25 protein-coding genes are annotated in these 26281 nt (G+C 43.8%); 17 read left to right on the forward strand and 8 right to left on the reverse strand.

The window, feature by feature from the left end:
- Positions 1-81: 81 nt before the first annotated feature.
- The 3 genes from RZO55_RS09795 (at position 82) to RZO55_RS09805 (ending at position 3980) form a co-directional block, all read left to right on the forward strand.
- The gene (locus RZO55_RS09795; RefSeq protein WP_318064093.1) at positions 82-1743 is read left to right on the forward strand and encodes a glycosyl hydrolase family 18 protein; all 1662 of its coding nucleotides are present in this window, start codon (positions 82-84) and stop codon (positions 1741-1743) included.
- Positions 1744-1775: 32 nt separating this feature from the next.
- Complete coding sequence (locus tag RZO55_RS09800) at positions 1776-3203, forward strand: metallophosphoesterase (RefSeq protein WP_318064094.1); 1428 nt, start codon at positions 1776-1778, stop codon at positions 3201-3203.
- 78 nt (positions 3204-3281) lie between these two features.
- Entirely contained in the window at positions 3282-3980 is a 699-nt protein-coding gene (locus tag RZO55_RS09805; RefSeq protein WP_318064095.1) for an N-acetylmuramoyl-L-alanine amidase, read from the forward strand.
- Between the two features lie 135 nt (positions 3981-4115).
- Here the strand turns inward: RZO55_RS09805 and asnA are convergent, their stop codons facing one another.
- Positions 4116-5123, reverse strand: coding sequence for an aspartate--ammonia ligase (asnA, locus tag RZO55_RS09810; RefSeq protein ID WP_318064096.1), 1008 nt, complete (start codon positions 5121-5123; stop codon positions 4116-4118).
- 142 nt (positions 5124-5265) lie between these two features.
- On the opposite strand from asnA, the gene RZO55_RS09815 reads away from it, so the two are divergent.
- The 10 genes from RZO55_RS09815 (at position 5266) to trmL (ending at position 14444) form a co-directional block, all read left to right on the forward strand.
- Positions 5266-6357, forward strand: a complete 1092-nt coding sequence (locus tag RZO55_RS09815) for an L-threonylcarbamoyladenylate synthase (protein WP_439100043.1) — start codon at positions 5266-5268, stop codon at positions 6355-6357.
- 18 nt (positions 6358-6375) lie between these two features.
- Positions 6376-6870, forward strand: a complete 495-nt coding sequence (locus RZO55_RS09820) for a deoxycytidylate deaminase (RefSeq protein ID WP_318064097.1) — start codon at positions 6376-6378, stop codon at positions 6868-6870.
- Between the two features lies 1 nt (position 6871).
- On the forward strand, positions 6872-8632 hold the full coding sequence (locus tag RZO55_RS09825; protein WP_318064098.1) for a B12-binding domain-containing radical SAM protein: 1761 nt from the start codon (positions 6872-6874) through the stop codon (positions 8630-8632).
- Positions 8632-9291: an endonuclease III gene (nth, locus tag RZO55_RS09830; protein ID WP_318064099.1), complete on the forward strand. Its 660-nt coding sequence runs from the start codon at positions 8632-8634 to the stop codon at positions 9289-9291. Before RZO55_RS09825 ends, nth begins: the two co-directional genes overlap by 1 nt.
- 20 nt (positions 9292-9311) lie before the next feature.
- Entirely contained in the window at positions 9312-10019 is a 708-nt protein-coding gene (locus RZO55_RS09835; RefSeq protein ID WP_318064100.1) for a 3'-5' exonuclease, read from the forward strand.
- Positions 10020-10200: 181 nt separating this feature from the next.
- On the forward strand, positions 10201-11697 hold the full coding sequence (locus RZO55_RS09845; protein ID WP_318064102.1) for a VanW family protein: 1497 nt from the start codon (positions 10201-10203) through the stop codon (positions 11695-11697).
- Between the two features lie 9 nt (positions 11698-11706).
- Complete coding sequence (locus tag RZO55_RS09850) at positions 11707-12282, forward strand: AIR synthase-related protein (protein ID WP_318064103.1); 576 nt, start codon at positions 11707-11709, stop codon at positions 12280-12282.
- Positions 12283-12295: 13 nt separating this feature from the next.
- A complete protein-coding gene (locus tag RZO55_RS09855; protein WP_097004673.1) occupies positions 12296-12778 on the forward strand; it encodes an Lrp/AsnC family transcriptional regulator in 483 nt (160 codons plus the stop codon).
- Entirely contained in the window at positions 12775-13944 is a 1170-nt protein-coding gene (locus tag RZO55_RS09860; protein ID WP_318064104.1) for an aminotransferase class I/II-fold pyridoxal phosphate-dependent enzyme, read from the forward strand. The genes RZO55_RS09855 and RZO55_RS09860 overlap by 4 nt, the downstream gene beginning before the upstream one ends.
- A 5-nt stretch (positions 13945-13949) precedes the next feature.
- On the forward strand, positions 13950-14444 hold the full coding sequence (gene trmL, locus RZO55_RS09865) for a tRNA (uridine(34)/cytosine(34)/5-carboxymethylaminomethyluridine(34)-2'-O)-methyltransferase TrmL (RefSeq protein WP_336624283.1): 495 nt from the start codon (positions 13950-13952) through the stop codon (positions 14442-14444).
- 65 nt (positions 14445-14509) lie between these two features.
- Here trmL and RZO55_RS09870 read toward each other — a convergent pair whose 3' ends face one another.
- The 7 genes from RZO55_RS09870 to RZO55_RS09900 form a co-directional block, all read right to left on the reverse strand.
- Positions 14510-15928, reverse strand: a complete 1419-nt coding sequence (locus RZO55_RS09870) for an APC family permease (RefSeq protein WP_318064105.1) — start codon at positions 15926-15928, stop codon at positions 14510-14512.
- A 73-nt stretch (positions 15929-16001) separates the two neighbouring features.
- Positions 16002-17129: an NAD(P)/FAD-dependent oxidoreductase gene (locus tag RZO55_RS09875; RefSeq protein WP_318064106.1), complete on the reverse strand. Its 1128-nt coding sequence runs from the start codon at positions 17127-17129 to the stop codon at positions 16002-16004.
- 4 nt (positions 17130-17133) lie between these two features.
- Positions 17134-17460, reverse strand: a complete 327-nt coding sequence (locus RZO55_RS09880; protein WP_318064107.1) for a (2Fe-2S)-binding protein — start codon at positions 17458-17460, stop codon at positions 17134-17136.
- A complete protein-coding gene (locus tag RZO55_RS09885) occupies positions 17453-19039 on the reverse strand; it encodes an FAD-dependent oxidoreductase (RefSeq protein WP_318064108.1) in 1587 nt (528 codons plus the stop codon). Before RZO55_RS09885 ends, RZO55_RS09880 begins: the two co-directional genes overlap by 8 nt.
- A gap of 2 nt (positions 19040-19041) precedes the next feature.
- On the reverse strand, positions 19042-19353 hold the full coding sequence (locus RZO55_RS09890; protein WP_318064109.1) for a (2Fe-2S)-binding protein: 312 nt from the start codon (positions 19351-19353) through the stop codon (positions 19042-19044).
- Between the two features lie 25 nt (positions 19354-19378).
- The gene (locus RZO55_RS09895) at positions 19379-20545 is read right to left on the reverse strand and encodes an ornithine cyclodeaminase family protein (RefSeq protein WP_439100044.1); all 1167 of its coding nucleotides are present in this window, start codon (positions 20543-20545) and stop codon (positions 19379-19381) included.
- 22 nt (positions 20546-20567) lie between these two features.
- Entirely contained in the window at positions 20568-20771 is a 204-nt protein-coding gene (locus RZO55_RS09900) for a RidA family protein (RefSeq protein ID WP_318064110.1), read from the reverse strand.
- Between the two features lie 291 nt (positions 20772-21062).
- On the opposite strand from RZO55_RS09900, the gene RZO55_RS09905 reads away from it, so the two are divergent.
- The 4 genes from RZO55_RS09905 to mmsB all read left to right on the forward strand — a co-directional run bounded on the left by RZO55_RS09905 (position 21063) and on the right by mmsB (position 26271).
- Positions 21063-21911, forward strand: coding sequence for a helix-turn-helix domain-containing protein (locus tag RZO55_RS09905; RefSeq protein ID WP_318064111.1), 849 nt, complete (start codon positions 21063-21065; stop codon positions 21909-21911).
- A gap of 370 nt (positions 21912-22281) precedes the next feature.
- The gene (chvE, locus tag RZO55_RS09910) at positions 22282-23475 is read left to right on the forward strand and encodes a multiple monosaccharide ABC transporter substrate-binding protein (protein WP_336624284.1); all 1194 of its coding nucleotides are present in this window, start codon (positions 22282-22284) and stop codon (positions 23473-23475) included.
- A 79-nt stretch (positions 23476-23554) separates the two neighbouring features.
- Positions 23555-25102: a multiple monosaccharide ABC transporter ATP-binding protein gene (mmsA, locus tag RZO55_RS09915; protein ID WP_318064112.1), complete on the forward strand. Its 1548-nt coding sequence runs from the start codon at positions 23555-23557 to the stop codon at positions 25100-25102.
- Between the two features lie 2 nt (positions 25103-25104).
- Positions 25105-26271 (forward strand): multiple monosaccharide ABC transporter permease, encoded by a 1167-nt coding sequence (mmsB, locus tag RZO55_RS09920; protein WP_318064113.1) that lies wholly within the window; start codon positions 25105-25107, stop codon positions 26269-26271.
- Positions 26272-26281: the final 10 nt, after the last annotated feature.

Genomic DNA, 26281 nt, shown 5'->3' on the forward strand with positions numbered 1-26281 from the left:
AAATAGAGAAGTATGATATAATCTAGAAGATATCAGAGCGATATGTTCAGATGATACGATCCATAATCAGGAGGAAAACAGATGAAGAAGAAAGCGGTGCCGGTAGTGGTGGCGCTGGGATTGATTTTGCTGGTCCTGGCCGGTTTTGTTGGAAGCCGGTTTCTGGAACAGTATATTCCATCCAGTGAGCAGGCAGACTTGACTGAGTTTTTTGGAGTAAAAGGTGATGAGGTTGCAGTTTATTTAAATGATAATCTTCAGGAAGCCAAAGGTCTTTTTATAGATGGCCAGACATATATTCCGATCCGATGGATCAATGAGATGTTAAATGAGCGCTTTTATTGGGACAGTAACGAGAAGCTGCTGGTATACGCCCTGCCTGATTCCATAGTTTATGCAAATTCTGATACAAGGGGAGCTGCCGGAAATTCCCTGATCCAGATTCGGGATGATGATGTATATTTATCTATGGGACTTGTGGCTAATTATACAGATGCTGAGTTTACCGCGTATGATACCACTCAATACAAACGTGTGTTTATTAACAATAACTGGACGGATAAAGAACGGGCTCCGGTTATGAAAAGCGGGAATGTGCGTATCAAAGGGGGAATAAAGAGTCCGGTTACAACTCACATTCTTCCGGGAAGCAGAGTGACGATTCTGGATTCTATGAATAAATGGGTTAAGATCCGGACAGAAGATGGTTTCATAGGGTATATTGAAGGCAGACGTCTTGCAAAAAGTCAAAAAGAGGCATCTGTAAGTTCCTTTGAAAAGCCGGTTTATAAGAACATAACCATGGACCAGCCAGTCTGTCTGGTGTGGCACCAGATGACGAAAGCAGACGGAAATGCTACTTTTGACAGTCTTATTGCCAATACATCCGGTGTCAACGTAATCTCCCCCACATGGTATGAACTAACCGATAATGAAGGCGGTTTTCGATCGCTGGCAGATGCGGAATATGTGAAAAAGGCTCATAAAAAAGGATTAAAAGTATGGGCGCTTATAAATAATTTTAGTTCTGATGTAAATACGGAGATTCTGATGTCCAGGACATCTACCAGAAAGAAGCTGATTGATGCTTTGATGGCAGAGGCTAAGACCTATGGATTTGACGGTATTAACCTTGATTTTGAAGGCATTAAAGAAGAAGCAGGGCCTCATTATATCCAGTTTATCAGAGAGCTGTCTATTCCATGCAGGGAGAATGGACTCGTCCTGTCCGTGGATAATTATGTCCCTGTACCGGGGAATGAATTCTATAACCGAAAGGAACAGGGAATTGTTGCTGACTACGTGATTATCATGGGATATGATGAGCATTATGCGGGAGGAGAAGCAGGTTCTGTTTCATCCATTCAGTATGTGGAAAATGGAATTAAGGGAACCCTTAAAGAGGTACCAAAAGAGAAAGTCATAAATGCCATTCCATTCTATACCAGAATATGGACAGAAGGAAAAGATGGTAAGACTTCATCCTCTTCCATAGGAATTGCGAATGCCAGGGAATGGGTCAGGAAATATGATGTAAAGCTGTACTGGCAGGAGGAATTGGGCCAGTATTATGGCGAACTTCAGACACAAGAAGGCAAAAAAGCCGTATGGCTTGAAGAGGAGCGTTCCATCGGGCTTAAGATGAATCTGATCCGTCAATACGATCTGGCTGGCGTGGCATGTTGGAAGCTGGGTTTTGAACCGGCTGATTTGTGGGAAAAAGTCCGGCTGGATCAGGAATAACGTAGGAAAGGGATAGGCAGGAAGGTCAGGTTATGAAAAAAAGGGTATTATTGGCAGCATTGGCGGCAGTCATATGTGTGTCCTCCGGCTGTTCTTTCAAAAAAGAATTACCAGAATCTTCGCAGGAAGAGAGTACGGTGCAGCCAGAGACAGCAGTTACAGAGGCTCCGGCTTCTTCTGCAGCAGAGATTCCTAAGACAACGGAGGCATCAATTCCAGAACAGCCGAATGAGCCGGAGGAAGAAACCGCCAGGATCGTGATTGCTACAGACATTCATTATCTGGCCAGGGATTTGACCGATATGCAGAAAAGCTATGAATATACGGCTGATCACGGAGATGGAAAAGTGATGAAGTATATTTGGGAGATTACCGATGCATTTATCGAAGAAGTGAAGGCGGAAAAGCCGGATGTGGTAATATTGGAAGGCGATCTAACCTATAACGGGGAGAGGGAGAGCCATAGAGAGCTTGCCGGGAAGCTGAAATTGATTGAGGATTCAGGAATTCCGGTTATAGTCATTCCTGGTAACCATGATATTAACAATCCTGAGGCCTCCCGCTTTGAAGGAGAGTCCATTGTCAGTACGGAGAGTATTACGCCGGACGAATTTGAAGAAATTTATGATGAATTCGGTTATAATGAGGCGGTCAGCCGGGATCCTGCCTCTTTAAGCTATATCTACCAGATCAATGATAAAACCAGGGCATTGATGCTTGACAGCTGCCAGTATGATCCTCAAAATCTGGTAGGCGGCATGATAAAAGATGATACATACAGCTGGATTGAGGAACAGATGGAGGAAGCCTGGAACCTGGGCATGAATGTCATTCCGGTGGCGCATCACAATCTGCTTGATGAAAGCGAAGTCTATCTTCAGGATTGTACCATTGAGCACAGCGAGCAGCTGATTGATCAGCTGGAGAGCTGGGAGGTTCCATTATTTTTAAGCGGACATCTTCATGTCCAGCATTATGAAAGATCACATGATGATTCGGGAATTTATGAGATTGTGACAGGTTCACTTTCCACACCGCCCTGCCTGTACGGGGTATTGGAGTATGGAGAGAAAGGAAACTTTGAATATCATACTAAATCTCTGGATATGAAAGCCTGGGCAGAAAAAACAGGAAACAAGGATAAAAATCTTTTGAATTTCAGCGATTATGGAAAAAAATATCTGAACAAGGTATTTTATAATCAGGCTCAGGATGAGCTGAAAGGACTGAATTCCGTGCAGGGTCTGAATGAATATCAGAAGGACATGATGGCGAAGGTGTATGCTGAGCTGAATTGTGCGAGCTATGAAGGCAAAGTAGCGGATATCCGTGAGAAAGTCATGGCAAAACAGGGGTATAAGTTGTGGCAGAATGAAGGCTTTCCCAGTATTTTATCTCAATATCTGGAGTGGATCACCGCCGACGGAGCCAGAGATTATAATTCATTAAGTGTTAAATAAAGGAAAGTCGTTTGTACCGGTTCTTTTTTAATTCGCCAAAAAGTATAATTCAATAAGAATATGAATCGGGTAAAGAGCGTGAAATTAAAAAAATGGGAACCGTTTATGGCGGTAATTTTGCTGATATTGGTTTATATCATATCAAGTCAGGCGGGTAAGATTGCAGCAGTAAATAACGCCGCATCTGCGCAAAGGAAGAGACCGGTGGTAGCCATCGATGCGGGGCATGGTGGAAATGATCCTGGAAAGATCGGTATTGACGGCACCCTGGAAAAAGATATTAATCTGAAGATCGCTATGAAACTGAAAAAATATCTGGAAGCATCAGATGTGGACGTTGTTCTGACAAGAGAAAACGATAATGGGCTTTACTCAGCAAAAGACAGCCGGAAAAAAATGGCAGATATGACAAAGCGGTGTGATATTATTAATGATGTCAAGCCTGCTCTGACTGTGAGTATCCATCAAAACAGTTATCATCAGGAGGAGATCTCAGGAGGACAGGTGTTTTATTATAAAAAATCGGAGAAGGGGAAAGAGCTTGCCGAAATTATACAAAAACGGTTTGATTTCCTATTGGGGGAGAAGAATACCAGGCTTGCAAAGCCCAATGATAACTATTATCTGCTGCTTCATGTAAGGACGCCGATTGTAATCGTGGAATGCGGATTCTTAACTAATAGTAAAGAGTCTGCACTGCTGAATACTGAGGATTATCAGGACCGGGTGGCTTATACCATTCATATGGGAATCATGAATTATTTAAACGCCAGATAGAGCTAGCAGTCAGAAACAGGAACCCATAAGTAAGGGGTTCCTGTTTTTTTAGTGAGTTTAATTTTCAAATTTTGACTGTAAGTCATTTCCTTTTACCCCAGCTTCAGTCTGAGTGGCACCGGTAAAAGCGGGCAGTTAAAGAAGAAATATATTGTTCTTCCTGCATTCTGTACGCATGTCTGCGGGCCAGATACTGGCCTGAACTTCGCCGACGTGGGCGCGGTCTAATAAAAGCATGCAGAGGCGGGACTGTCCGATTCCGCCGCCAATGGTATATGGAAGTTCTCCGTTTAGAAGCATCTTGTGGTATGGAAGTTCCTTACGTTCCTCGCATCCTGCTTTCTTTAACTGTTCCGTCAGGGCTGTTTCATCAACGCGGATTCCCATACTTGAGATCTCCAGTGCGCAGTTTAAATGCTCAAACCAGAAAAGAATGTCTCCGTTCAGCTGCCAGTCATCATAATCCGGTGCTCTGCCGTCATGAGGTTTTCCGCTGCCTAATTTATCCCCGATTTTCATGAGAAAGACACAGCCGTGCTCTTTTGTTATGTTATTTTCACGCTCCTTGGGCGAAAGATCCGGATAGAGGTCCTCCAGCTCCTGGGAGGTTATGAAAGTGATATCATCAGGAAGCTGCTTGACTGCCTGAGGATATTTATACCAGACTTCATGTTCCATGTGCTTGATGATTTTAAAAATAATTTTTACGGTTTCCTTTAATGTAGTTTCGTTTCTTTCGTCCTTTGTAATCACCTTTTCCCAATCCCACTGATCCACATAACAGGAGTGAAGATTATCCAGTTCCTCGTCTCTTCGTATGGCGTTCATATTGGTATAAAGTCCTTCGCCCGGCTGAAAACCATATTCGAATAGAGCCATCCGTTTCCATTTGGCCAGGGAGTGTACAACTTCCATGGTTTCACCGGGGACCCCTGAAAGATCAAACTGTACCGGACGTTCTACTCCGTTTAAATTATCATTTAGTCCGCTGCTTCGCTCCACAAATAAGGGGGCGGATATTCGCTCTAAGTTCATTTCCCTGCCAAGCTCTTTTTGAAAGGTATCCCTTATGTATTTGATCGCTTTCTGAGTTTCTCTGACAGAGAGCCTGGGATCATAGTTTTGGGGTATAATCAGTTCCATATTATTCTCCTCTTTTAACATATACTGATATTATGGTATCATTGATAAGAAAAACTTACAACTGCTATTTCCGAGCGTCTTGGAAAGCCCTGTTTGCAGGGGGTAAAAGCATTGCATGAGCCTGTACGCTGTGATATGATAAATGGAAGTGAAAAGAAAAGAGCGAAAAGATATGAACACGAAACGAATTATATTAAAAGACAAAGAGCATCCGGATTTAGAGCAGCTAAGAGAACCGGCCAAAATATTGCGGGAGGGCGGTCTTGTAGCTTTTCCTACGGAAACTGTCTACGGTCTTGGGGCCAATGCGTTAAACGAAGAGGCTGCAAAAAAGATTTATGAGGCAAAGGGAAGACCATCGGACAACCCCCTTATTGCTCATATTGCAGATTTTGATGATCTGCTTCCTCTGGTAGCGGAGGTTCCGGAGACTGGGAGAAAACTCATGGAAGCATTCTGGCCGGGACCCCTGACCTTGATTTTCCCCAAAAGTGCTCTGGTCCCCTATGGAACCACCGGGGGACTTGATACAGTGGCAGTCCGTATGCCTGCAGATCCCGCAGCAAGCGCTCTGATCCGTCTGGCAGGAGTTCCCATAGCAGCCCCAAGTGCCAATACCTCAGGACGTCCAAGCCCTACGACTGCAGATCATGTCTGGCAGGATATGAATGGAAAGATACAGATGATTGTGGACAGCGGTGCTGTGGGAATCGGTGTGGAATCTACGATTATTGATGTCTCAGGGGAGGAACCCATGATATTGCGGCCTGGCGCGGTTACCAGGGAGATGGCTTCTAAAGTATTAGGTAAAGAGATCTTTTTAGACCCTGCTATCACTTCAGGTCCATTAAAGGCCGATGTGAGACCAAAAGCGCCTGGTATGAAGTATAAGCATTATGCTCCCAAAGCAGATCTTACACTGGTGGAAGGGGTAGAAGATGCGGTGACAGCTGCAATTAATAAACTGGTACAGGAAAAACTGGAAGCAGAATGCCGGGTAGGTGTAATCTGTACTGATGAGACTTTGAAATCATACCCATGGGGTATGGTCAGGAGCATTGGAAGCCGTGTACACGAGGAGTCAATTGCCCACAATTTATACGCAGTATTGAGGGAATTTGATGATCTAAATGCAGACTATATATTTTCTGAAAGCTTTTCCAGAAATCATCTGGGACAGGCAATCATGAACCGGCTGACGAAGGCAGCAGGATACCACATTATTCAGGTTTGATAAGGAGGCACAGGAAAGATGACTGGAAAAAGAGAAGACTATATTACCTGGGATGAATATTTTATGGGAGTTGCAGTTTTATCGGGGAAACGGTCCAAAGATCCAAGTACACAGGTGGGAGCCTGTATCGTCAGTCAGGATAATAAGATATTATCCATGGGATATAACGGTTTTCCGATGGGCTGTTCCGATGATGAATTTCCCTGGGATAGAGAGAATGAGGCAGAGGATCCCTATAATGCCAAATATTTCTATTCCACTCACAGTGAATTAAATGCTATTCTTAATTACAGGGGTGGAAGCCTGGAAGGCTCTAAGCTTTATGTAACATTGTTTCCGTGTAATGAATGTGCAAAGGCGATTATACAGTCCGGAATTAAAACAATCGTTTACGGGTCGGACAAGTATGCGGGAACACCGGCGGTGAATGCATCCAAGCGCATGCTCAATGCAGCAGGAGTCCGGTACTATCAATATCAGCCATCTGGCAGAAAAATAGAGATTGAGGTTTAATATGAAGTTCTTACTGGCGGCGTTAAATGCCAAATATATTCACTCCAATCCTGGCATTTACAGTTTAAAGGCTTATACCCAGGCCTGGCTGAAAGAACCGGAGCTAAGTGATGGAAGTTTACAGATAGAAATCGGCGAATATACCATTAACAATCAGATAGATGAGATATTGAGCGATATTTATAGAAGAAAACCAGATGCAGTGGGATTCTCCTGCTACATCTGGAATATTTCCTATATTTTAGAACTGGTACGGGACCTTCCGAAAGTTCTCCCTGATGTGGAGATCTGGCTGGGAGGTCCTGAGGTGTCTTACGATGCAGCCCGGATTTTAGAGGAAGAGCCTAATGTGTTCGGCATCATGATGGGGGAAGGGGAAGAAACCTTCAAAAAAGTGATACGCTGCTATCTTAACAGGCAGAGAGGAAGAGAAGACTGGGATAGATACACTTTTCCGGAAACAGAGGGAACTGCCATACGGGGGAAAGACGGCAGACCGGTTGTCAATCCTTTAAAAACCGGGGTTGATCTAAATACAATTCCGTTTCTGTATCAGGATATGGACGGGTTTGAAAATAGGATCGTTTATTATGAAAGCAGCCGTGGCTGTCCATTCTCCTGCAGTTATTGCCTTTCCTCTGTTGATAAGTCTGTCCGGTTCCGTGACACGGATCTGGTATTAAAGGAACTGGAATTTTTCCTGCAAAAGAGGGTACCGCAGGTGAAATTTGTAGACAGAACCTTTAACTGCAGACGGGATCATTCGTTTCGCATCTGGGAATATTTAATTGAACATGATAATGGTGTGACGAACTTTCATTTTGAAATCTCTGCGGATTTGCTGAATCAGGATGAACTGCAGCTGATGTCCCGTATGAGACCGGGGCTGATACAGCTGGAGATCGGAGTGCAGAGTACCAATGAGAACACGATCAGGGAAATCCGCCGGAGTATGGATCTGTCCATATTAAGAAAGAATGTGGAGATCATAAACAGCTATGGAACCATTCACCAGCATCTGGACCTGATTGCAGGACTTCCGTTTGAAGATTATGACAGCTTCCGGCGTTCCTTTAACCAGGTATATGATATGAAGCCGGAGCAGCTTCAGCTTGGATTTTTAAAGGTGTTAAAGGGATCCTATATGTCACAAAAGGCGGACGATTATGAGATTCGTTATAAGGAAAAGCCTCCCTACGAAGTGTTGTCTACCAGATGGCTGACTTACGGAGAGGTTTTAAAATTAAAGAGACTGGAAGAAATGCTGGAGGTTTACGGCAACAGCGGACAGTTTCAGGCGACCATGGAAGAATTTTGCCGGGAATTTAACACACCATTTGATATGTTTGAAGCATTGGCTGAATATTATGATAAACAGGAATTGTCAAAGGTGAGTCACAGCCGGATGGCAAGGTATGAGATATTAGAGCGGTTTATCAGCCATCGGATTCCAAAAAGACAGTCTTATTACAGGGATCTTCTGGTATATGACTTATATTTGAGGGAAAACTTGAAAAGCCGTCCTGATTTTTCCGCTGATCAGGAGCCTTATAAGGATCAGATTAAGGCATTTTTTGCTGATGAAGCGGTTTCACGCCGGTTTCTGAATGAAGGTTATGAGGGATTTGAAGCCAGGCAGCTGATTAAGATGGCCCATGTGGAGGTATTTCATGACGGAAGAGCTGTTCTTTTTGATTATAAGAAAAGAGATGCGCTTTCCCGTAATGCGGCAGTCCATGAGCTTGGTATATGGAGGAGATAATGGCTAAAAAAGAGACAAAAGCAGAGAAAAGAGCCAGAGTAACCAAAGTTTTAGAGGCTCTAGACCGGGAATATGGAACGGAATATATCTGTTATTTAAACCATGAGACACCATGGCAGCTGCTGATTGCTGTTATTTTAAGTGCCCAGTGCACCGATGCCAGAGTCAATATGGTGACAGCAGATTTATTTCAGAAGTATGATTCTCCGGAAAAGTTTGCAAAGGCTGATTTAAAAGAGCTGGAGCAGGATATTCATTCTCTTGGCTTTTATCATATGAAGGCCAAAAATATTATATCCTGCTGTACAGATCTGATGGAAAAGTTCGGCGGTGAAGTTCCTGGGACAATGGAGGAATTAACAAGTCTTGCGGGAGTGGGAAGAAAAACGGCGAATGTCATATTGGGGAATATTTATTTTGAACCAAGCATCGTGGTTGATACGCATGTAAAACGTATTTCAAAAAAATTGGGCTTTGCCAAAGCAGATGATCCGGAAAAAATTGAATATGAACTGATGGAGATTTTGCCAAAAGATCATTGGATTCTATGGAACATTCAGATTATCACGCTTGGAAGATCCATCTGCATTGCAAGAAATCCCAAATGCAGAGAATGCTTCTTAAGTAAGCTGTGCCCCAGTGCTGTAACAGGGGAATGAGAGGAAAGGAAGAACAGGACGTGATATCATCTTATGTTGCTGTGGATTTAGAAACGACCGGTCTGGATCCCAAACATGATAAAATTATTGAAATTGGAGCAGTGCGGGTGACGGAGGATACGCCAGGAGCTACGTTTGAGAGTTTTGTTAATCCCTACCGCAGCCTGGAAGAACATATAATTTCCCTGACTGGAATCAGAGATGGACAGCTTAAGACGGCACAAGGAATTGAAACGGTAATCAGCCGGTTCCTTGATTTTGCAGGGGATCTTCCCATTCTGGGACATCACATTATATTTGATTATAGTTTTTTAAAACGCGCAGCAGTAAATAAAGGATTTGGTTTTGAACGGCAGGGAGTCGATACATTAAAGCTTGCAAGAAAATTTATACCGGAAGACAGACCCAAGAAACTTCTGGACTCCTGCCTGTATTTCGGGATAGAAATGAAACAAAGCCACCGGGCGCTGTCTGATGCGTTCGCAGCACATGAACTCTATCAGTCAATGAAATTTAAGTACGGTCAGATTGAACCGGAAGCTTTTTGTTCAACCGGGCTGATTTATAAGGTAAAAAAAGAACAGCCAGCGTCAAAAAGACAAAAAGAACACTTGCAGGATTTATTAAAATATCATAAAATAACTTTAGCTGCGCAATTGGATCATTTAACCAGAAATGAAATATCAAGAATCACGGATAAGATCATTGCACAATATGGAAGAATATAAGAGAGGTGATACAAAATGATTAATTTTAATAATAAGAACAATAAGAAGTTAATGTCAATCGCTTTAATCGTAGTAGTAGTTTTACTGATCATAGCAATGGTACTTCCCATGATGTTCAGCTTTATGAGATAGTTTTTATTGGAAAACCGCCGAGCGGAACAATAGAGTAAGAGGAATGAATATGAAAAAAAGAACTTTGTCCATATGCCTGGCAGCCACCATACTGACAGTGGGAATCGGACTATTCTCACCAGCATACGTAATGGCTGATACGCTCCCCGACGGGATCTATGTGGGAGATTATAATCTGGGCGGTTTGACAGAGGAAGAAGCCGGGCAGAAAATTCAGGGCCTGGTTAATGAGATGGAAAACCAGAAGATTACACTGGTTGTAGATGGACAGCCGGTGGAGACGACAGCGAAGGATCTGGGTTTTCATTGGAGCAATCCGGAAGCAGTTGCCCAGGCTGCATCCTCCTGGCAGGGAGGAAATTTATTAAAACGGTATTTTAATAAAAAGGATATCGAGCATAATCCGGTGATCATACCTTTGGAGACAGCATTGGATGACGGGAGATTAGCCTCATTTGTAGCTGAAAAGTGTGCACCTGCAGTTACAGAACCAAAGAATGCCTCCATTGTCCGTCAGAACGGAGCATTTACAGTCACACCCTCTGTTATTGGAAAGACTGTAGATGTGGAAGCTACAAAGCAGGAGCTTAATGCGGCTCTTGCCAATGGCTTAAAAGAACCGGTTACAGTCAATGCAGTGATAGCAGAGGCGAAACCTGCCATTACAACAGAAGATTTGTCCTCTATACAGGATGTACTGGGAACGTTTTCCACAAACTTTTCATCCAGCGGTTCTTCAAGGAGAAAGAACCTGAAGGTGGGATCAGGAAAGATTAACGGTCATGTGCTTATGCCAGGAGAGACACTATCCGGATATGAATGTATGCACCCCTTTACGGTTGGTAATGGATATGCCACAGCATCTGCATATGAGAACGGGCAGGTAGTCGACAGTGTGGGAGGCGGAGTGTGCCAGATTGCTACTACGATATATAATGCGGCACTTCGTGCGGAATTAGAGATCAGCCAGAGGCAGAATCATTCCATGGTAGTAGGCTATGTAAAACCATCAGAAGATGCAGCTATTGCCGGAACCTATAAAGATATTAAGTTTACCAACAATTACAGCACCCCAATATATGTGGAGGGTTATACTTCCGGAAGTACTATTACCTTTACCATATACGGAAAAGAGACCAGACCTTTAAACCGCACTTTTGATTTTGTTTCAGAGACACTTAGTGTGACAGATCCGGGAGCACCCAAAGAGGTCATGGATCCGGCCATGCCGCCTGGCAGCAGAAAGCAGATTCAGTCCGCGCACAGAGGCATTAAATCAAGGCTCTGGAAGATTGTTTATGTAGATGGCGCAGAACAGAGCAGGGAGATACTTCATACAGATACCTATAATCCCTCCAAGGCGATTATTAAGGTGGGACCCGCAGCTCCGGTAATGGCAGATCCGGTACCGGTACAGCCAACGGAAACTCCTGGAATTGTTACTGACCCATCCGAAGAGCCGGAGGAGACACCTGATACCGGGGCAGCACCAGGTCCTGGCTGGGAAGATGCCGGGGACGGTCCGCAGACAGGACCGGGAGTATAAGCAGAGACGATGAGACGAATTGAACGTGAAAATACAGGAATGGTAAGACCGGGCCAGGATCTTGTAGCAGCAGGCTATGCTGGATTCGCCGGAACAGTGAAAATAGTAAGAGAAAGAGAAGGAGAACTGCATCAGTGGTTCTCCTCGCAATATATTCACCGGATTTTAGAAGGAGATTTTATATTGCCGGTGAAAGAACCGGGAGAATTTAAAAATCTGGGGGCAGCAGAATGGGAGCCGGTAATGGAGGGCGGAATATTAAAAGCCCTCTGGGATTTGTCCGGTGCTTATATGACTGGCATTCGTTTTGAACTTCATAAAATTCCTGTAAGGCAGGAAACCATAGAGGTCTGTGAGAGGTACGACTTAAACCCATACCGGCTTTACTCAGAGGGCTGCTTTGTATTGGCAGCAGATCACGGTGGCGATTTAGTATCTGCCTTAAAAGAGAATGGGCTGGAAGCTGCAGTCATCGGGAAAGTGACCGGCGGCATCAAACGGATTATTGTTCATGAGGATGGCAATGGTTATCTTGACCGTCCTTCGAAGGACGAACTTTATAAGGTATTATCCAAAATAGGTTAATCGGAGGTAGGATATGAGAGAAAAGATACTGGCAATTATTGAAAAAAACAGCAGAATTGATTTAAAGGATCTGGCGGTTCTTCTTGGTGAAAGTGAGGCAGCTATTGCCAACGAGATCGCTGATATGGAGAAGGAGCACATCATCTGCGGATATCACACTCTGATAAACTGGGATAATACCAGCGATGAAAAGGTGGTGGCGCTGATCGAGGTTAAGGTTACGCCGCAAAGAGGTATGGGATTTGACAAGATTGCAGAACGTATCTACCAGTACAGCGAAGTAAATGCGGTTTATCTGATGTCAGGAGCTTTTGATTTTACTGTATTTATCGAAGGAAAGACCATGAGAGCAGTGGCTCAGTTTGTTTCTGAGAAGCTGTCTCCCATGGAATCCGTATTGAGTACAGCCACTCATTTTGTACTGAAGAAGTATAAGGATCATGGGACGGTACTTGCGGAAGAGACACCGGATGAAAGGATGTTGATAACGCCGTGAGAAATCCATTATCAGACCGAATAACAGGGATTCCATCCTCTGGAATCCGTAAATTTTTTGATATTGTCAGTGATATGAAGGATGCCATCTCTCTGGGTGTGGGAGAGCCTGATTTTGATACACCCTGGCATATCAGGGAAGAGGGCATTTATTCCCTGGAAAAGGGCCGGACGTTTTATACCTCCAATGCCGGATTAAAGGAGCTTAAGACGGAGATCTGCAGTTATTTAAGCCGCCGTTTTGAGGTTACATATGATCCGGATCATGAGGTGATGGTAACTGTAGGCGGAAGCGAGGCCATTGATATTGCGCTTCGTGCCATGTTAGACCCCGGTGATGAGGTGCTGATTCCCCAGCCCAGCTATGTTTCCTATGTGCCCTGTACCATACTTGCCAATGGAGTTCCTGTCATCATAGATCTGGAAGCGAAGGACCAGTTTAAGCTGACAAAGGAAAAGCTTCTTGAAAAGCTTACTCCGAAAACAAAGGTTTTGATCCTCCCATTTCCCAATAACCCTACAGGGGCTGTTATGAATGCTGATGAGCTGAAGGAGATAGCAGAAATCATTCTTGAGAAGGATCTGTTTGTAATTTCAGATGAGATTTATGCAGAACTGACCTATGGCGGCGAGCATACAACAATCGCAGCTTTTCCGGGAATGAAGGACAGGACTGTTTTGATTAACGGTTTCTCAAAAGCCTATGCAATGACAGGCTGGAGACTGGGGTATGCCGCCGCGCCCAGAATGATTTTAGAGCAGATGTTAAAGATCCATCAGTTTGCCATTATGTGCGCACCAACTACCAGCCAGTATGCAGCAGTTGCAGCACTGCGGGATGGGGATAAGGATGTGGCAGTTATGCGGGAATCCTATGATCAGAGAAGACGTTATTTAATGCATGCGTTTCAGGAGATGGGGCTTGAATGCTTTGAGCCTAACGGTGCTTTTTATACATTTCCCAGTATCAAACGGTTTGGGATGACCTCCGATGAATTTGCTACCCGGCTTTTGATGGAAGAGAAAGTGGCGGTTGTGCCTGGAACTGCATTTGGAGACTGTGGAGAGGGATATCTGCGTATCTCTTATGCGTATTCCTTAAAAAGTTTAAAAGAAGCTTTAAGCCGTATGGAACGCTTTATTAAGAAACTGGATGGAAAGGCGTAATTATCATGAATATTGTACTATTGGAACCGGAAATGCCGGCAAATACGGGAAATATCGGAAGAACCTGTGTAGCGACGGATACAAGGCTGCATCTGATTCAGCCTTTGGGCTTTAAGCTGAATGATAAGCTGATAAAACGGGCTGGGCTTGATTACTGGGATAAATTAGATGTTACCGTATACAGCGATTATCAGGATTTTTTGGACCGGAATCCGGAAGCAAAAATTTATATGGCAACTACAAAAGGACATCATGTTTACTCTGACGTAAAGTATGAGCCGGACTGCTTTCTCATGTTTGGAAAGGAAAGCGCCGGAATACCCGAAGAAATTCTTGTGGACAATGAGGAACGCTGTGTGAGAATTCCCATGTGGGGTGACATACGTTCCCTCAATTTGTCCAATTCGGTATCCATTGTTCTTTATGAGGCATTAAGGCAGAATGGATTTGAACGTATGACTATGCAGGGGGAACTTCATCATCTGCATTGGAAGGAATAGAATAAAAAACGTCTTGACCGGTACAATGGTTAAGACGTTTTTTCGTGTGTAACAGCTCTTTTTGCTTACATGACTGGGAGGGAGGCGGTAGCCTGACCTTCCTCAGCCTGATTTTCCAGTTTCACATCATTAATCTCATCTAATGAAACCGGACGGAAGGCATCTGCCTTTTTTATGATCTTTACCCAGAAGAACGCAAAAAGTAAAGTGATAATAAGCAGTGCAAAGTAAATCTTATAAATAAATATTCTGGCATCGCCTTCTGCAATATTCCAGATCATGTAAACATCTCCAATAATACAGATAATCTGGGGAATTCCCCAGAAAGTAAACCGTTTATCTCTGCCGGGAGCATCGGGATAGCGTCTTCGCAGTACCAGGACTGTAAGGTTGACAAGGATATAGGAGGTGAGCCAGAAACAGGAGGCTGCAAGCAGGAAGTTAGTTAAACCTGAGGAGGTTGCAATACCGCTTACCAGAATAAAAGCGATTACACCTGCCATAAGGAAAAGTCCTGGTGTTGGAGTTCCACTTTTATTTTTTTTACTAAAATGGGATGGCATTAAACCTGCATCTGCCATGCCGCTTAATATTCTGGTTACGCTTCCCAGTACTGTGTTGATGGTGCTGACTCCGGCAAGTATGGTGATAAGTCCCATCCAGTAGCTGCCGGCTTTCCCCATAACCCGTTCTGCAAAGATAATATGTGGCATGCTGTTGGTACGAAGTTCTTCCAGTGAAACATAATTTCTCATGCCGGTGCTTAATAAGCTCTGAACAAGAAAAAGGAGACATACACCAAGAATCATGGCCAGTGGGACATCACGTTTTGGATTTTTTAAGTCCTTGGAAATCGGTATGACAAATTCAATTCCAATAAACATCCAGAAGGCTAAAGCGGTAAGAGAGAGGATACCGGAGAATCCCGTTACAACTGGGGACATCTGAGCACCAGGTGCAAGTGGAGTTCCCACGCCTAATTTGAAAGCACTGAGGACTCCAAGAAGAATCAGAGAACCAATTAGTGCGATGACAGTTAAGTTCTGTATTTTAGCAAAGATATTTACGCCCAGGTAATTGACAATAGTTAAGAAAGCAAGAATAGACAGGCTGATTACCAGCACAGGAACTCCTTTTAAAAAGGTCTGCTGAATTACCAGTCCGCACATGGCCAGTTCTACGGAACCGGCCAGTATATTGGTAATGACATAGGCAGAAAGGTTGGATACAATGGAAGGGACAGGACCCAGTCCCGCCAGTGTATACTGCCCCAGTCCGCCTTCCGCTTCCGGCATCAAATTGTGAAGCTCACGAAAGGAAAGTGCAAGAAGAATATTTAAAATTACAACAATGAACATGGCAAGGATAAAGCCTTTTCCGGCAAGGCCGGTACCAAGCCCTAAAGATAGCAGGCAGCTGGTAGCCACGATTAATCCAACACATACGGAAACTGCACTTCCAAGTCCCATTTTTTTACTGTTCATATAGCTCCTCCTTTTATGCGGTCAATAATGTAAAAAAACAAAGACATCTCTTAAAGACGTCTTTGCCATTGGGTCAGATCTTTGTATGAAACCGGTCATACCGGAAATCTTTTATGCTTAAAACAGGATCTTCTCCTGTGGCCATCTGGGATAGAATAGTCCCTACTGTGGGAGAAATACCAAAACCGTGACCGGTAAATGCACAGGCAAGAATCAGTCCGGGAACCTCTTCTACATGGCTGATAACGGGAACGTGATCGGCACAGACATCAATAAATCCCGCCCATGTTCGAACGATCTTGGCATCGGACAGACAGGGGAAATATTTCATAATACCCCGGCAGATGCAGGAAGCTGTCTGGCTGTTGGTTACAGGAGTTCCATTGTTCTTATTAAAGTCCTCAAATCCGGAGGAACCGCCAAAAACAAAGGAACCGTGGGTGCTTTGGTGCCCGTAGAAATCGGCCATTGCGGTGCCCAGCATCTGGTAGAACATGGGGGGCTGAGCCTCTGTAACCAATACCTCTAAAAGAGCCTGGGTCATAGGAATATCAACCCCAACAGAAGCTGCAATTTTCCGACTTTCATATCCAGCTGCAAGTATAATAGTTTCTCCTTCGTACACACCGCTGTCTGTAATGACCTGCCTTGCTTTTCCCTTGTGTTTTATGATTTCTGTGACCGCTTCTCCGGTGATGAAACGCACGCCCAGCTGTCTCGCTTTTCTGTAATAAGCAAGGGTCGCAAGCATAGGATTGGCATGGCCATCTGTGGGACACCAGCTTGCGCCAATGACCTCATCGGAAAGATATGGACAGATATCCTTTGCTTCATTTCCGTTAATCATAGTGACTCCCAGACCCTGGGCATTTGCCCGCTCAGTAAGACCATTTAATATTTTCAAATGATCCTCAGTTTTTCCAAGTCGTAAGTTTCCATTCTGATAATATTCCACATCCATTCCAAGCTCATCAGAAAGCTGAGGCCAAAGGTTGGCGGCTCCGTACATTGCCAGGGGAAGTTCCCGTTTGTCTCTGCCCGACTGGCGGACACCGCCTCCATTTCGGGAAGAACCTCCACCCCCTATGTGGTCGCTTTTTTCCAGGACTATGACAGAACAACCCTTCTTTGCGAGATAATAAGCGGTTGAATTTCCAATAATTCCGCTGCCTATAATAATTACATCTGCGCAGTTTCCCATTCCATCAGACCTCCTTCCTGTCGTTGCCTAAAATCTTCATTTCTATGGGCCGCATGGGCGCACGAGATACTGCCGGTTCTAAATTACCCGGGGGCAGCCCCAGTTCTTTTGCTACAATGGATTTTACCAGTTTCGAGCAGGTCTGCCCCTGGCAGAGCCCCATTCCAGCTCTCAAATATCTTCTTATTTCTGTTAAAGTAAACATGCCGTCGTGAACGGCTTTTCGAATCTCACCCTTTGTTACTTCTTCGCAGCGGCAGATAATCATATCATCATCCGGTTGGGAAATAAATGGTCCGATCTCTGTAAGACGGTCGTTTCGTTTATTCATGGGAACACCCCCTGCTTTTATAAAATCTTGCTTTCATTGCCATATCAAGTGGAACCTTCATGGTGAGTAAGTTGGTATGATCAAAGGCTTTTGGTGTTTTCACTTCAATAATCTCCGCCTGGCATACTTCTTTTCCGCTTCGGTCAAGAGCCATTCCAGTATCCCCTTTCACAGGCAGAGGAAGGAATTCGTAGGGAAGAGTAACGGAAGCGTATCCTGGTTCGTAATCCTCGTTTAGAAGAAAGATTGCCTGCCCGGAACAGGAAGCGACACACATACCGCAGCCATTGCATGAATTCTCTTCATCTATAAGCGGAAGGGAGGTTATGTTTTCTCCGATTTTAATGCATTTTCTGGGACATGCATCCTGACAGGGATTGCAGGGAATGTTCTGGGTGCATTCCATCACGGGGTGAATTCCTTTTCTATTTGCGATTCCAGGGAAACGGTCTAATTCGTCTTCGTCTAAATAACCTCTTGTTAAAAGGCTGTCTGAGACTGGGATACCTTCGTCAGTCAGGGTGATTTTCTTTCCCCTGTTTTCCGGTGCAAACATGCCTTTTCTTAAACGGTCAAGTGCCAGTTCCAATCCGGCCGTTGTTTCCTTAGCTATATCCTCTGAAAGAAAACCAAGATACTCCGCCGCTTTTGTTCCTGCAATCCGCCCCTCGATCATGGCAGAGCTTGCCTCTTCAATACCGGAGACGTCTCCAGCTGCATAAATACCGGGTACACTGGTGACACCATTTTCATCAATGACAGGAACGTATCCAAGAGGAGTATCCTGCATCTTGCAGCCTGCCATGTGAAGCAGCTGTGACATGGGAGACAGACCAACTGCAAGACAGATGGTGTCAACATCAAAATGCTTTTCTGTGCCTGGAATCAGCTGAAAGGAAGAATCTACCTTTCCGATTACAACTCCCCTGACACGGTCCTCACCCTCTGCTTTTATGATAGTATGGGAAAGATAAAAGGGAACACCGCATCTGGAGACTTTGGCAGCATGCACACCGTATCCCCCTATCTTCGGAGCGGCATCCACAAGCGCAGCAACCTGGCAACCGGCCTGAAGCAGCTGGAAGCTGACAACCAGCCCTACGTTTCCGGTTCCAAGCATCAAAACCTTGTTTCCAGGTTTAATGTGATGTAAATTCATCATGGTCTGGGAAGCACCAGCTCCAATGACGCCCGGTAGTGTCCAGCCTTCAAAGGGTACCATATTTTCCGTGGCTCCTGTAGCAACGATCACGGCATCACCTTTATAGTGGCAGATTTCTTCTCCGATTTTAACGGTTATTTCCTTATCCTGATAAAGCCCGGTTACAATTGCGTCTAATACAACCGTAACCTTCAATTGTTCTGCTTCTTTTAATAATTCTTCTCCGATTCGAAAGCCCCGGATCTTAGCCTTATGTTCTTTCGATCCGAAGAATTTATGGATTTGTTTAAAGAGCTGTCCGCCAGGTTTGGAATTTTCATCGAAAACAATTACGGACAGTCCGTTTTTAGCAGCACTGATGGCAGCAGATAATCCAGCAGGTCCGGCTCCTATAATAATTAAGTCATATCGATTCATGATTATTCCTCCTGTGCCGATACCCCGTACTGGGTTTGTATGTTCATACCTTCTTTTAACGGAGTGATGCAGGTCCTCACATTGGGGATTCCGTCTACAACCATGACACAGTCCGTACAGCGGCCGATTGCGCAGAAGACCCCTCTTGGTTTGTGGTACTTTTTTGTGTAGCGGTGAATCATTATGCCTGCAGCTTCCAGAGCCATCGCGATAGGTTCCCCTTCATAACCAGTAAGCGGCGTACCGTCGTATGTAAATGCAATGACTTTTCTCTCTTCCGGTTTTCCCAGTATGGGGTGTTCTTCTATTCTCATTTAGTCAGCTCCTGTTCTTTGATTTTTATGCGAGGTAGGGTTCTTTCCACAGATTCAGTCTGGTTCCTATCCCATTTTTGAGGGCATTTCTGTAAACGATAGTTCCCCATGCCACATCCTCTATGGGCATTCCACCAACGGAATATATAACGATTTCATTCTCTTTTCTGTGAACAGGAACCTTTCCAGTGAGCATATCGCCCAGATCATCAACCTGATCCGCCTTCATAATGCCGTCTTTTATTAAATCCATACAGTGAACTGCAGGTATGGGGACGGAATGATAAGAAGGATAGGGGATTTCTTCCGCCCAGGCTTCATATAACTGAATATTATCTGCTACATTTCTTGCTCTGTTTAAGATAAAGTCATCATCAAATCTGGCCGCTGCCGGACAACAGAGAATTGCACCTGGTTTGATCCATTCCTCTTTAATATAAGGATAAAGGGACGGATCTCCGGTAGGGCTTGAAGTGGCAATACTTACAATATCCGCATCACGGACTGCTTCTTCATCTGAGTCCACTACAATCAGCTCTTTGATCTGGGGATATTTTTCTCTGACATACTGGATGAATCCGTCCACTGATTTCTGACTTCTTCCCTTGATTTTTACTGTCTCAATCTGATCCCTGACTGCCATTGCGGCATCAAAAGCCGTTTTGCTCATAACCCCGGGTCCGATAATGCCTACCACTTTGGAATCTTCTCTTGAAAAATATTTGATTCCGACTCCAGGCACCGCTCCTGTCCGAAAAGCACTTAAAATGTTTGCTGACATATAGGCAAGTGGTGCTCCCGTATCTTTGTCGTTCAGTGTCAGCATGAGAATGGATCTGGGGAGTCCTTTTTTTCGATTCTCCGTGTTGGAACCATACCATTTCATACCTGCCATATCAAACTTACCGCCCAGATAGGCTGGCATTGCCATAAACCGTCTGTCAGGTCCGTCTATGGGCATATTCGGAAATGGAGAGGTCTCTGGAAATGTCATCATAATACCGTGTGAATTGGCATTGGAACCACCCATTCTAAAATCGCCTGCTTTCAAAAGCCGGAACATTTCTTCCATAGCCTCTACACAGCCTTTCATATCAGTAACCCCTGCCTTTACCATATCTTCTTCATTGAGATAAATAAAATCAACCTCAGGATATGCCATATGTTTTTCCTCTTCTTTCTTAATTTTCATGAGTTATGAATGCTTCCACTTCTCAGGCGTTTGCTTCTTTTAATAAGCTGATCAATTTCCGGAATATATAATCTGCCTGTTCCAGAGGTGTATCCCCGTGGACAGTTCCGTCAGGCAGGACGGAAGTAGTACCTCCAATATAAATGTGTTCCTGGATTTTAATCATCCTGGAATACCCCACCAGTTCTTCTAGCGGAGCACCAGAGGAAAAGTTGATGCGTCTCATCGAATGCGCCTCCTTTCATTAAAAAAAGCCTTATGATATGGAATCATAAGACCTCTCTGTCCTTTTTTTGTCATTCTAACTGTTTCCGGTATAAGAGTATTGTAAAAATCGGAAGTCAAAAGGAAAGAACTGACAGTGCGTAAATGAGAATATTTCTTGACCTTGTATAAAGATGGTGATAAAATGCAACAAAAGACACGAAGGAGTTCTGTACCCTTCGTGTCTTTTGTGTTTTTATAAGGAATCATCTCTTTTCCTTTAAATAGGACAATACAGAAAGGAGCAGGTAATATGAGCTATGGATGGAGCAAAGAAGATGTTAGAACACTGAGCCCGAAGCAGCCTGAGTTTGTGCTGGTCACTACAAACTATTCGAAGAAATGCATAATGAAATATAATCTTTCCCATTTTTATCAGTTCACTGCCGAATCAGACCATATGGGAGTGATTCCTGATGCCTGTATTGATATGTTGTTCTGGGAAAAGAATGGGGTAGTAAAAGCCAAGGCAGCAGGTACACTTTTGGAAAAAGGAACAACAAAAACAGAACTAAACTGTCGGTATTTCGGAGTTCGTTTTCTGCCGGGAGTAAATCCTGTTACCGGTAATGTAAAGCTTAGTGAGCTTGTCAATAACGAGATCAGTCTGGAAGACATTATAACCGGCACTGGAGAAAGAGAAGTTTTGCTGGAGCGTATGCATGAGGCCCAGTCCTTTCATAAAAAAACGGAAGTATTTCTTGATTTTTATCTAAACCATTTTTTAAACCATACAGAAGATAGAAACAGTTTAAAGTATGTAATTCATGATCAGATCCTAAATTCAGACGGAAGTCTGAAACTCTCGGAATTAAGCAGATACACAGGTTATTCCGAGCGTTATTTAAATCAGAAAATCCATGAGGATTTTGGCATGAATCCAAAAAACCTGATCCGGTTTATCCGCTTTCAGAAATCAGTCAGCAGGCTGGTAGAAACCATTCACTGTGCGAATGGAGCAGATACTGCATCGGTATCAGGATATTATGATCAGTCCCATTTCATAAAAGAGTTTGTGAAAATGTCGGGATTTACACCCTCTGCTTATGTAGAGACCCTTTTGGGCAATGCTTATGATAAAAAGCTTCATGTGATTAATTAAATAGAATACAAAAGGTAAAAAAATATTGTGGCTTGTTCTTGCATATGAGAACAAGCCAATTTTTTCGCAATTTCATGTCTGAAATTGTCGATTGCAATTCGTTATTATGAAAAGTTGTACATACAACTTAACAAAAAAACTTAAAATGTTAAAAAATCTATTGACAAAACATTGATGAAATTATATATTTGATTTATAATTTAATTTGGTAAATATAACCATAAAAATGAAGATTAAAAAAGATATTGTAACATATGTCACATCGTGAATCTGCTATAATTCGACAAAACATGTCGAAACAAACAAAATACATATTTGCAATATGTGCAAATTGTATATACTAAAAAAGTGATTATTAGGAGGGTATGAAATGATGAAACGAAAAGTACTTGGAGTCATGCTTAGTGCAATGTTGGCGGCATCTGCATTATTTGGATGCAGCAGTTCCCAGACTTCCGCAACCACGGAGGCTGCAACCAAAGCAGCGGAGACCAAAGCTGCAGAAACCACAGCTGAGACAACCGCTGCATCCACAGCTGCCACAGAAGCGGCAAAAGCAGCAGGAAGCGGCGGAAAAGTTGGCGTGGCCATGCCGACCCAGTCTTCTGAGCGCTGGATTAATGATGGTGCCAACATGAAGAAGCAGTTAGAAGCTCTGGGTTATCAGGTGGACTTACAGTATGCAGAGGATGATGTACAGATGCAGGTGTCCCAGATTGAGAACATGATAGCCTCTGGCGTAAAATGTCTGGTTATTGCTTCCATCGATTCCTCGGCTTTGGTTAATGTAGAAGCTCAGGCAAAAAGTGCAGGAATTCCCATTATTGCTTATGACCGTCTGCTGATGGATACAGATGCTGTTTCCTATTACGCAACCTTTGACAATAAGGGAGTAGGTACAGCCATTGGTGAGTACATAAAAGAAGCAAAACAGCTGGATAAAGCAAAATCAGAGGGAAAATCCTATACCATTGAATTTTTCATGGGATCTCCTGATGATAACAACGCATTATTCTTATACAACGGGTTAATGGAAGTATTAAAGCCCTATCTGGATGACGGAACTCTGGTTTGCGAATCCGGACGTACATCCTTTGAAGACACCTGTATCTTAAGATGGTCTCAGGAAACAGCTCAGCAGAACTGTGAAAACTACTTAACCGGTTTCTATGCAGATAAAAAACTGGATATCTGTGCTTCCGCATTTGACGGATTTGCTTATGGCTGCAAGGCTGCATTAGAGGGTGCAGGCTATAAAGTAGGCGTTGACTGGCCGTTAGTAACTGGCCAGGATGCAGAATTAATGGCAGTAAAAAATGTTATCTCCGGTTATCAGACCATGTCCATTTATAAAGACACCAGACTTCTGGCTGAAAAGTGCGTAACTATGGTTCAGGCAGTTCTGGAAGGCGGAAAGCCTGAGATTAATGATACAACCCAGTACAACAATGGTAAGGTGGTAGTACCTTCCTATCTGTGTACACCGGTTGCAGTTGACAAGGACAATTACAAAAAGATTATTATTGATGGCGGTTATTATACAGAACAACAGCTGGCACAGTAGCAGAGACGTACATACAGGCGGCGGTGAAAAAGACTGCCGCCTGTTTTCGTGAAGGATAAAAAGAAAAGGAGTTGGAAAGATGGCCGAATATGTTCTGGAGATGAATCACATCACCAAAGAATTTTATGGTGTAAAGGCACTTGATGATGTGAATATCAAGGTGAAACGCGGGGAAATCCATGCACTCTGCGGAGAAAATGGGGCCGGAAAGTCTACGCTTATGAACGTACTGTCCGGCGTTTATCCTTATGGAACCTACAGTGGTGATATTGTCTATCACGGAGCAGTGTGCCAGTTCCATAATATTAAGCAAAGTGAGGCAAAAGGCATTGTAATCATTCATCAGGAGCTGGCATTAAGTCCTTATCTGTCTGTGGCAGAAAATGTATTCCTTGGAAACGAGCAGACTGGCCAAAAAGGGATTATTGACTGGACCAGAACACATAAGCGGGCCCAGGAGATGCTTGCAAAGGTGGGCCTTGAGAATGAGAACTTAAATGTTCCAGTGGGCGGCCTTGGAGTAGGCAAACAGCAGCTGATTGAAATTGCAAGAGCCATGGCAAAGCAGGTGGAACTTCTGATTTTGGATGAACCTACGGCAGCTCTCAATGACGAGGAAAGTAAACGTCTTCTAAACATTATGCTGGAACTGAAAAAGCATGGAATTACCTGCATTATGATTTCTCATAAGCTAAATGAGATCAGTTATGTGGCGGATTCCATTACTGTAATCAGAGATGGAAAGACCATAGAGACACTTGATAAAGAAAAGGATGAAATCAGCGAAGACCGGATCATTAAAGGAATGGTAGGCAGGGAGCTGACCAACCGTTTTCCGGAGCGGACCAGCAATATAAAAGATAAGATATTTGAGGTAGAGAATTGGAATGCCTATCGTCCCGATGATCCGAACAACCATGTAATACAGGATGTTTCCTTCCATGTGCGGTCAGGTGAAGTGGTGGGATTTGCCGGGCTGATGGGGGCTGGCAGAACAGAACTGGCAATGAGCATTTTCGGAAGATCCTATGGCCAGAAAATCAGCGGAACCATAAAGATAAATGGAAAGCAGGTCCTGATCAGAAATGTCAGAGATGCCATTAACAACAAGCTGGCATACGTATCAGAAGATCGTAAGAATTATGGACTGATTCTCATAGACACTGTGAAGGGAAATATGACGCTGGCAGCTCTTAGAAATTTCTTTTCCAGAAAAGGAATTGTTAACAAAAACAAAGAAATCATTTCTGCAGAGGACTACCGGAAAAAAATTAATGTTAAGTCCAATTCCATCAACCAGACAGTCAGTTCTCTCTCCGGCGGCAACCAGCAGAAGGTGGTCCTCGCCAAGTGGATGATGACCCAGCCGGATATCCTGATTCTGGATGAACCGACCCGGGGCATTGATATTGGCGCCAAGTATGAGATATACTGCGTTATTAATGATCTGGCTAAGGCCGGGAAAGCAATTCTTGTTATATCATCAGAACTTCAGGAGCTAATCGGAACCTGTGACCGTATCTATGTCATCAACAGCGGGCATATCTGCGGAGAGCTTACCAGGGAAGAATTCTCACAGGAAAAGATTATGAAGTGTATCATGGAAGATAACGGAAAGGAAGAATAGAGATGGATAAGAAGAAAACAGTTAATATTAATATGAAGCAGTATGGTATGATTCTGGCTCTTATAGTGGTTTTCTTAATCTTTGCTGCAATGACCGGTGGTAAAAATATGTCTCCGGCAAACATTAACAATTTAATCATGCAGAACAGCTATATTGTAATTCTGGCGGTAGGCATGCTTCTTTGCGTTCTGACCGGTAATATCGATCTGGGGGTTGGTTCCATTGTTGCAGTATGCGGAGCTGTTGTGGGAATTATGATTGTAGACCATAAGACCAGTATGTGGATTGCGATTCTGGCAGCGCTTGCCATTGGCACTCTGTCTGGTATGTTTGTTGGATTTTTTGTTTCAAAGCTTTCTATTCCTCCTTTTATTGTTACCCTTGCAACCATGCTTATGGGGCGCGGGCTTACCTATACGCTGTTAAAGGCACAGACCAAAGGTCCCCTTCCGGCTGATTATACCTACATAGGTGCGGGGTTTCTCCCTACAGTAAAAATTCCCTTTGGGGGAGGAACTCTCGATCTGGTTTCCATCACAGCAGCCCTCATTGCTTTCGCCTTTATTATCTTATCAGAGATCAGGAGTATTCAGACAAAAAAGAAATACGATTTTCCAGTTAATCCCCTGTGGCAGACCATAGCCAAGGTGGGTGTTATTATGGTGATCGTGTGGTTTTTCTTCTATAAACTGGCACGCTACAACGGGATTCCTTTTGTTCTCGTGGTGATGGGCGTTCTGGTCGCCTTGTATCATTTTATCACAAGTAAAACTGTAGCAGGAAGGCAGATCTATGCATTGGGCGGAAATGCCAAGGCAGCCCGATTGTCCGGTATTAATACGGAAAAAGTATTTTTCTGGGTTTATACCAATATGGGTATTATGTGCGCAATTGCAGGGATCGTTCTCTCCGCACGAAATGCATCTGCAACACCCAAGGCAGGGGATCAGTTCGAGTTGGATGCCATTGCAGCCTGCTATATCGGCGGGGCCGCAACATCAGGAGGAATCGGAACTATCATAGGCGCGGTAGTAGGTGCATTTATCATGGGAATCTTAAACAACGGCATGTCACTTTATGGCTGGTCAACGGATATTCAGAAGATCGTAAAAGGAGCTGTTTTATTAGGAGCAGTTATGGTTGACTTATTATCCAAAAGAAAAAAATAGCAGATGACAG

The organism is Clostridium boliviensis (genome assembly GCF_033342255.1).
In the GTDB taxonomy this organism is placed as follows: Bacteria; Bacillota; Clostridia; order Lachnospirales; family Lachnospiraceae; genus Lacrimispora; species Lacrimispora boliviensis.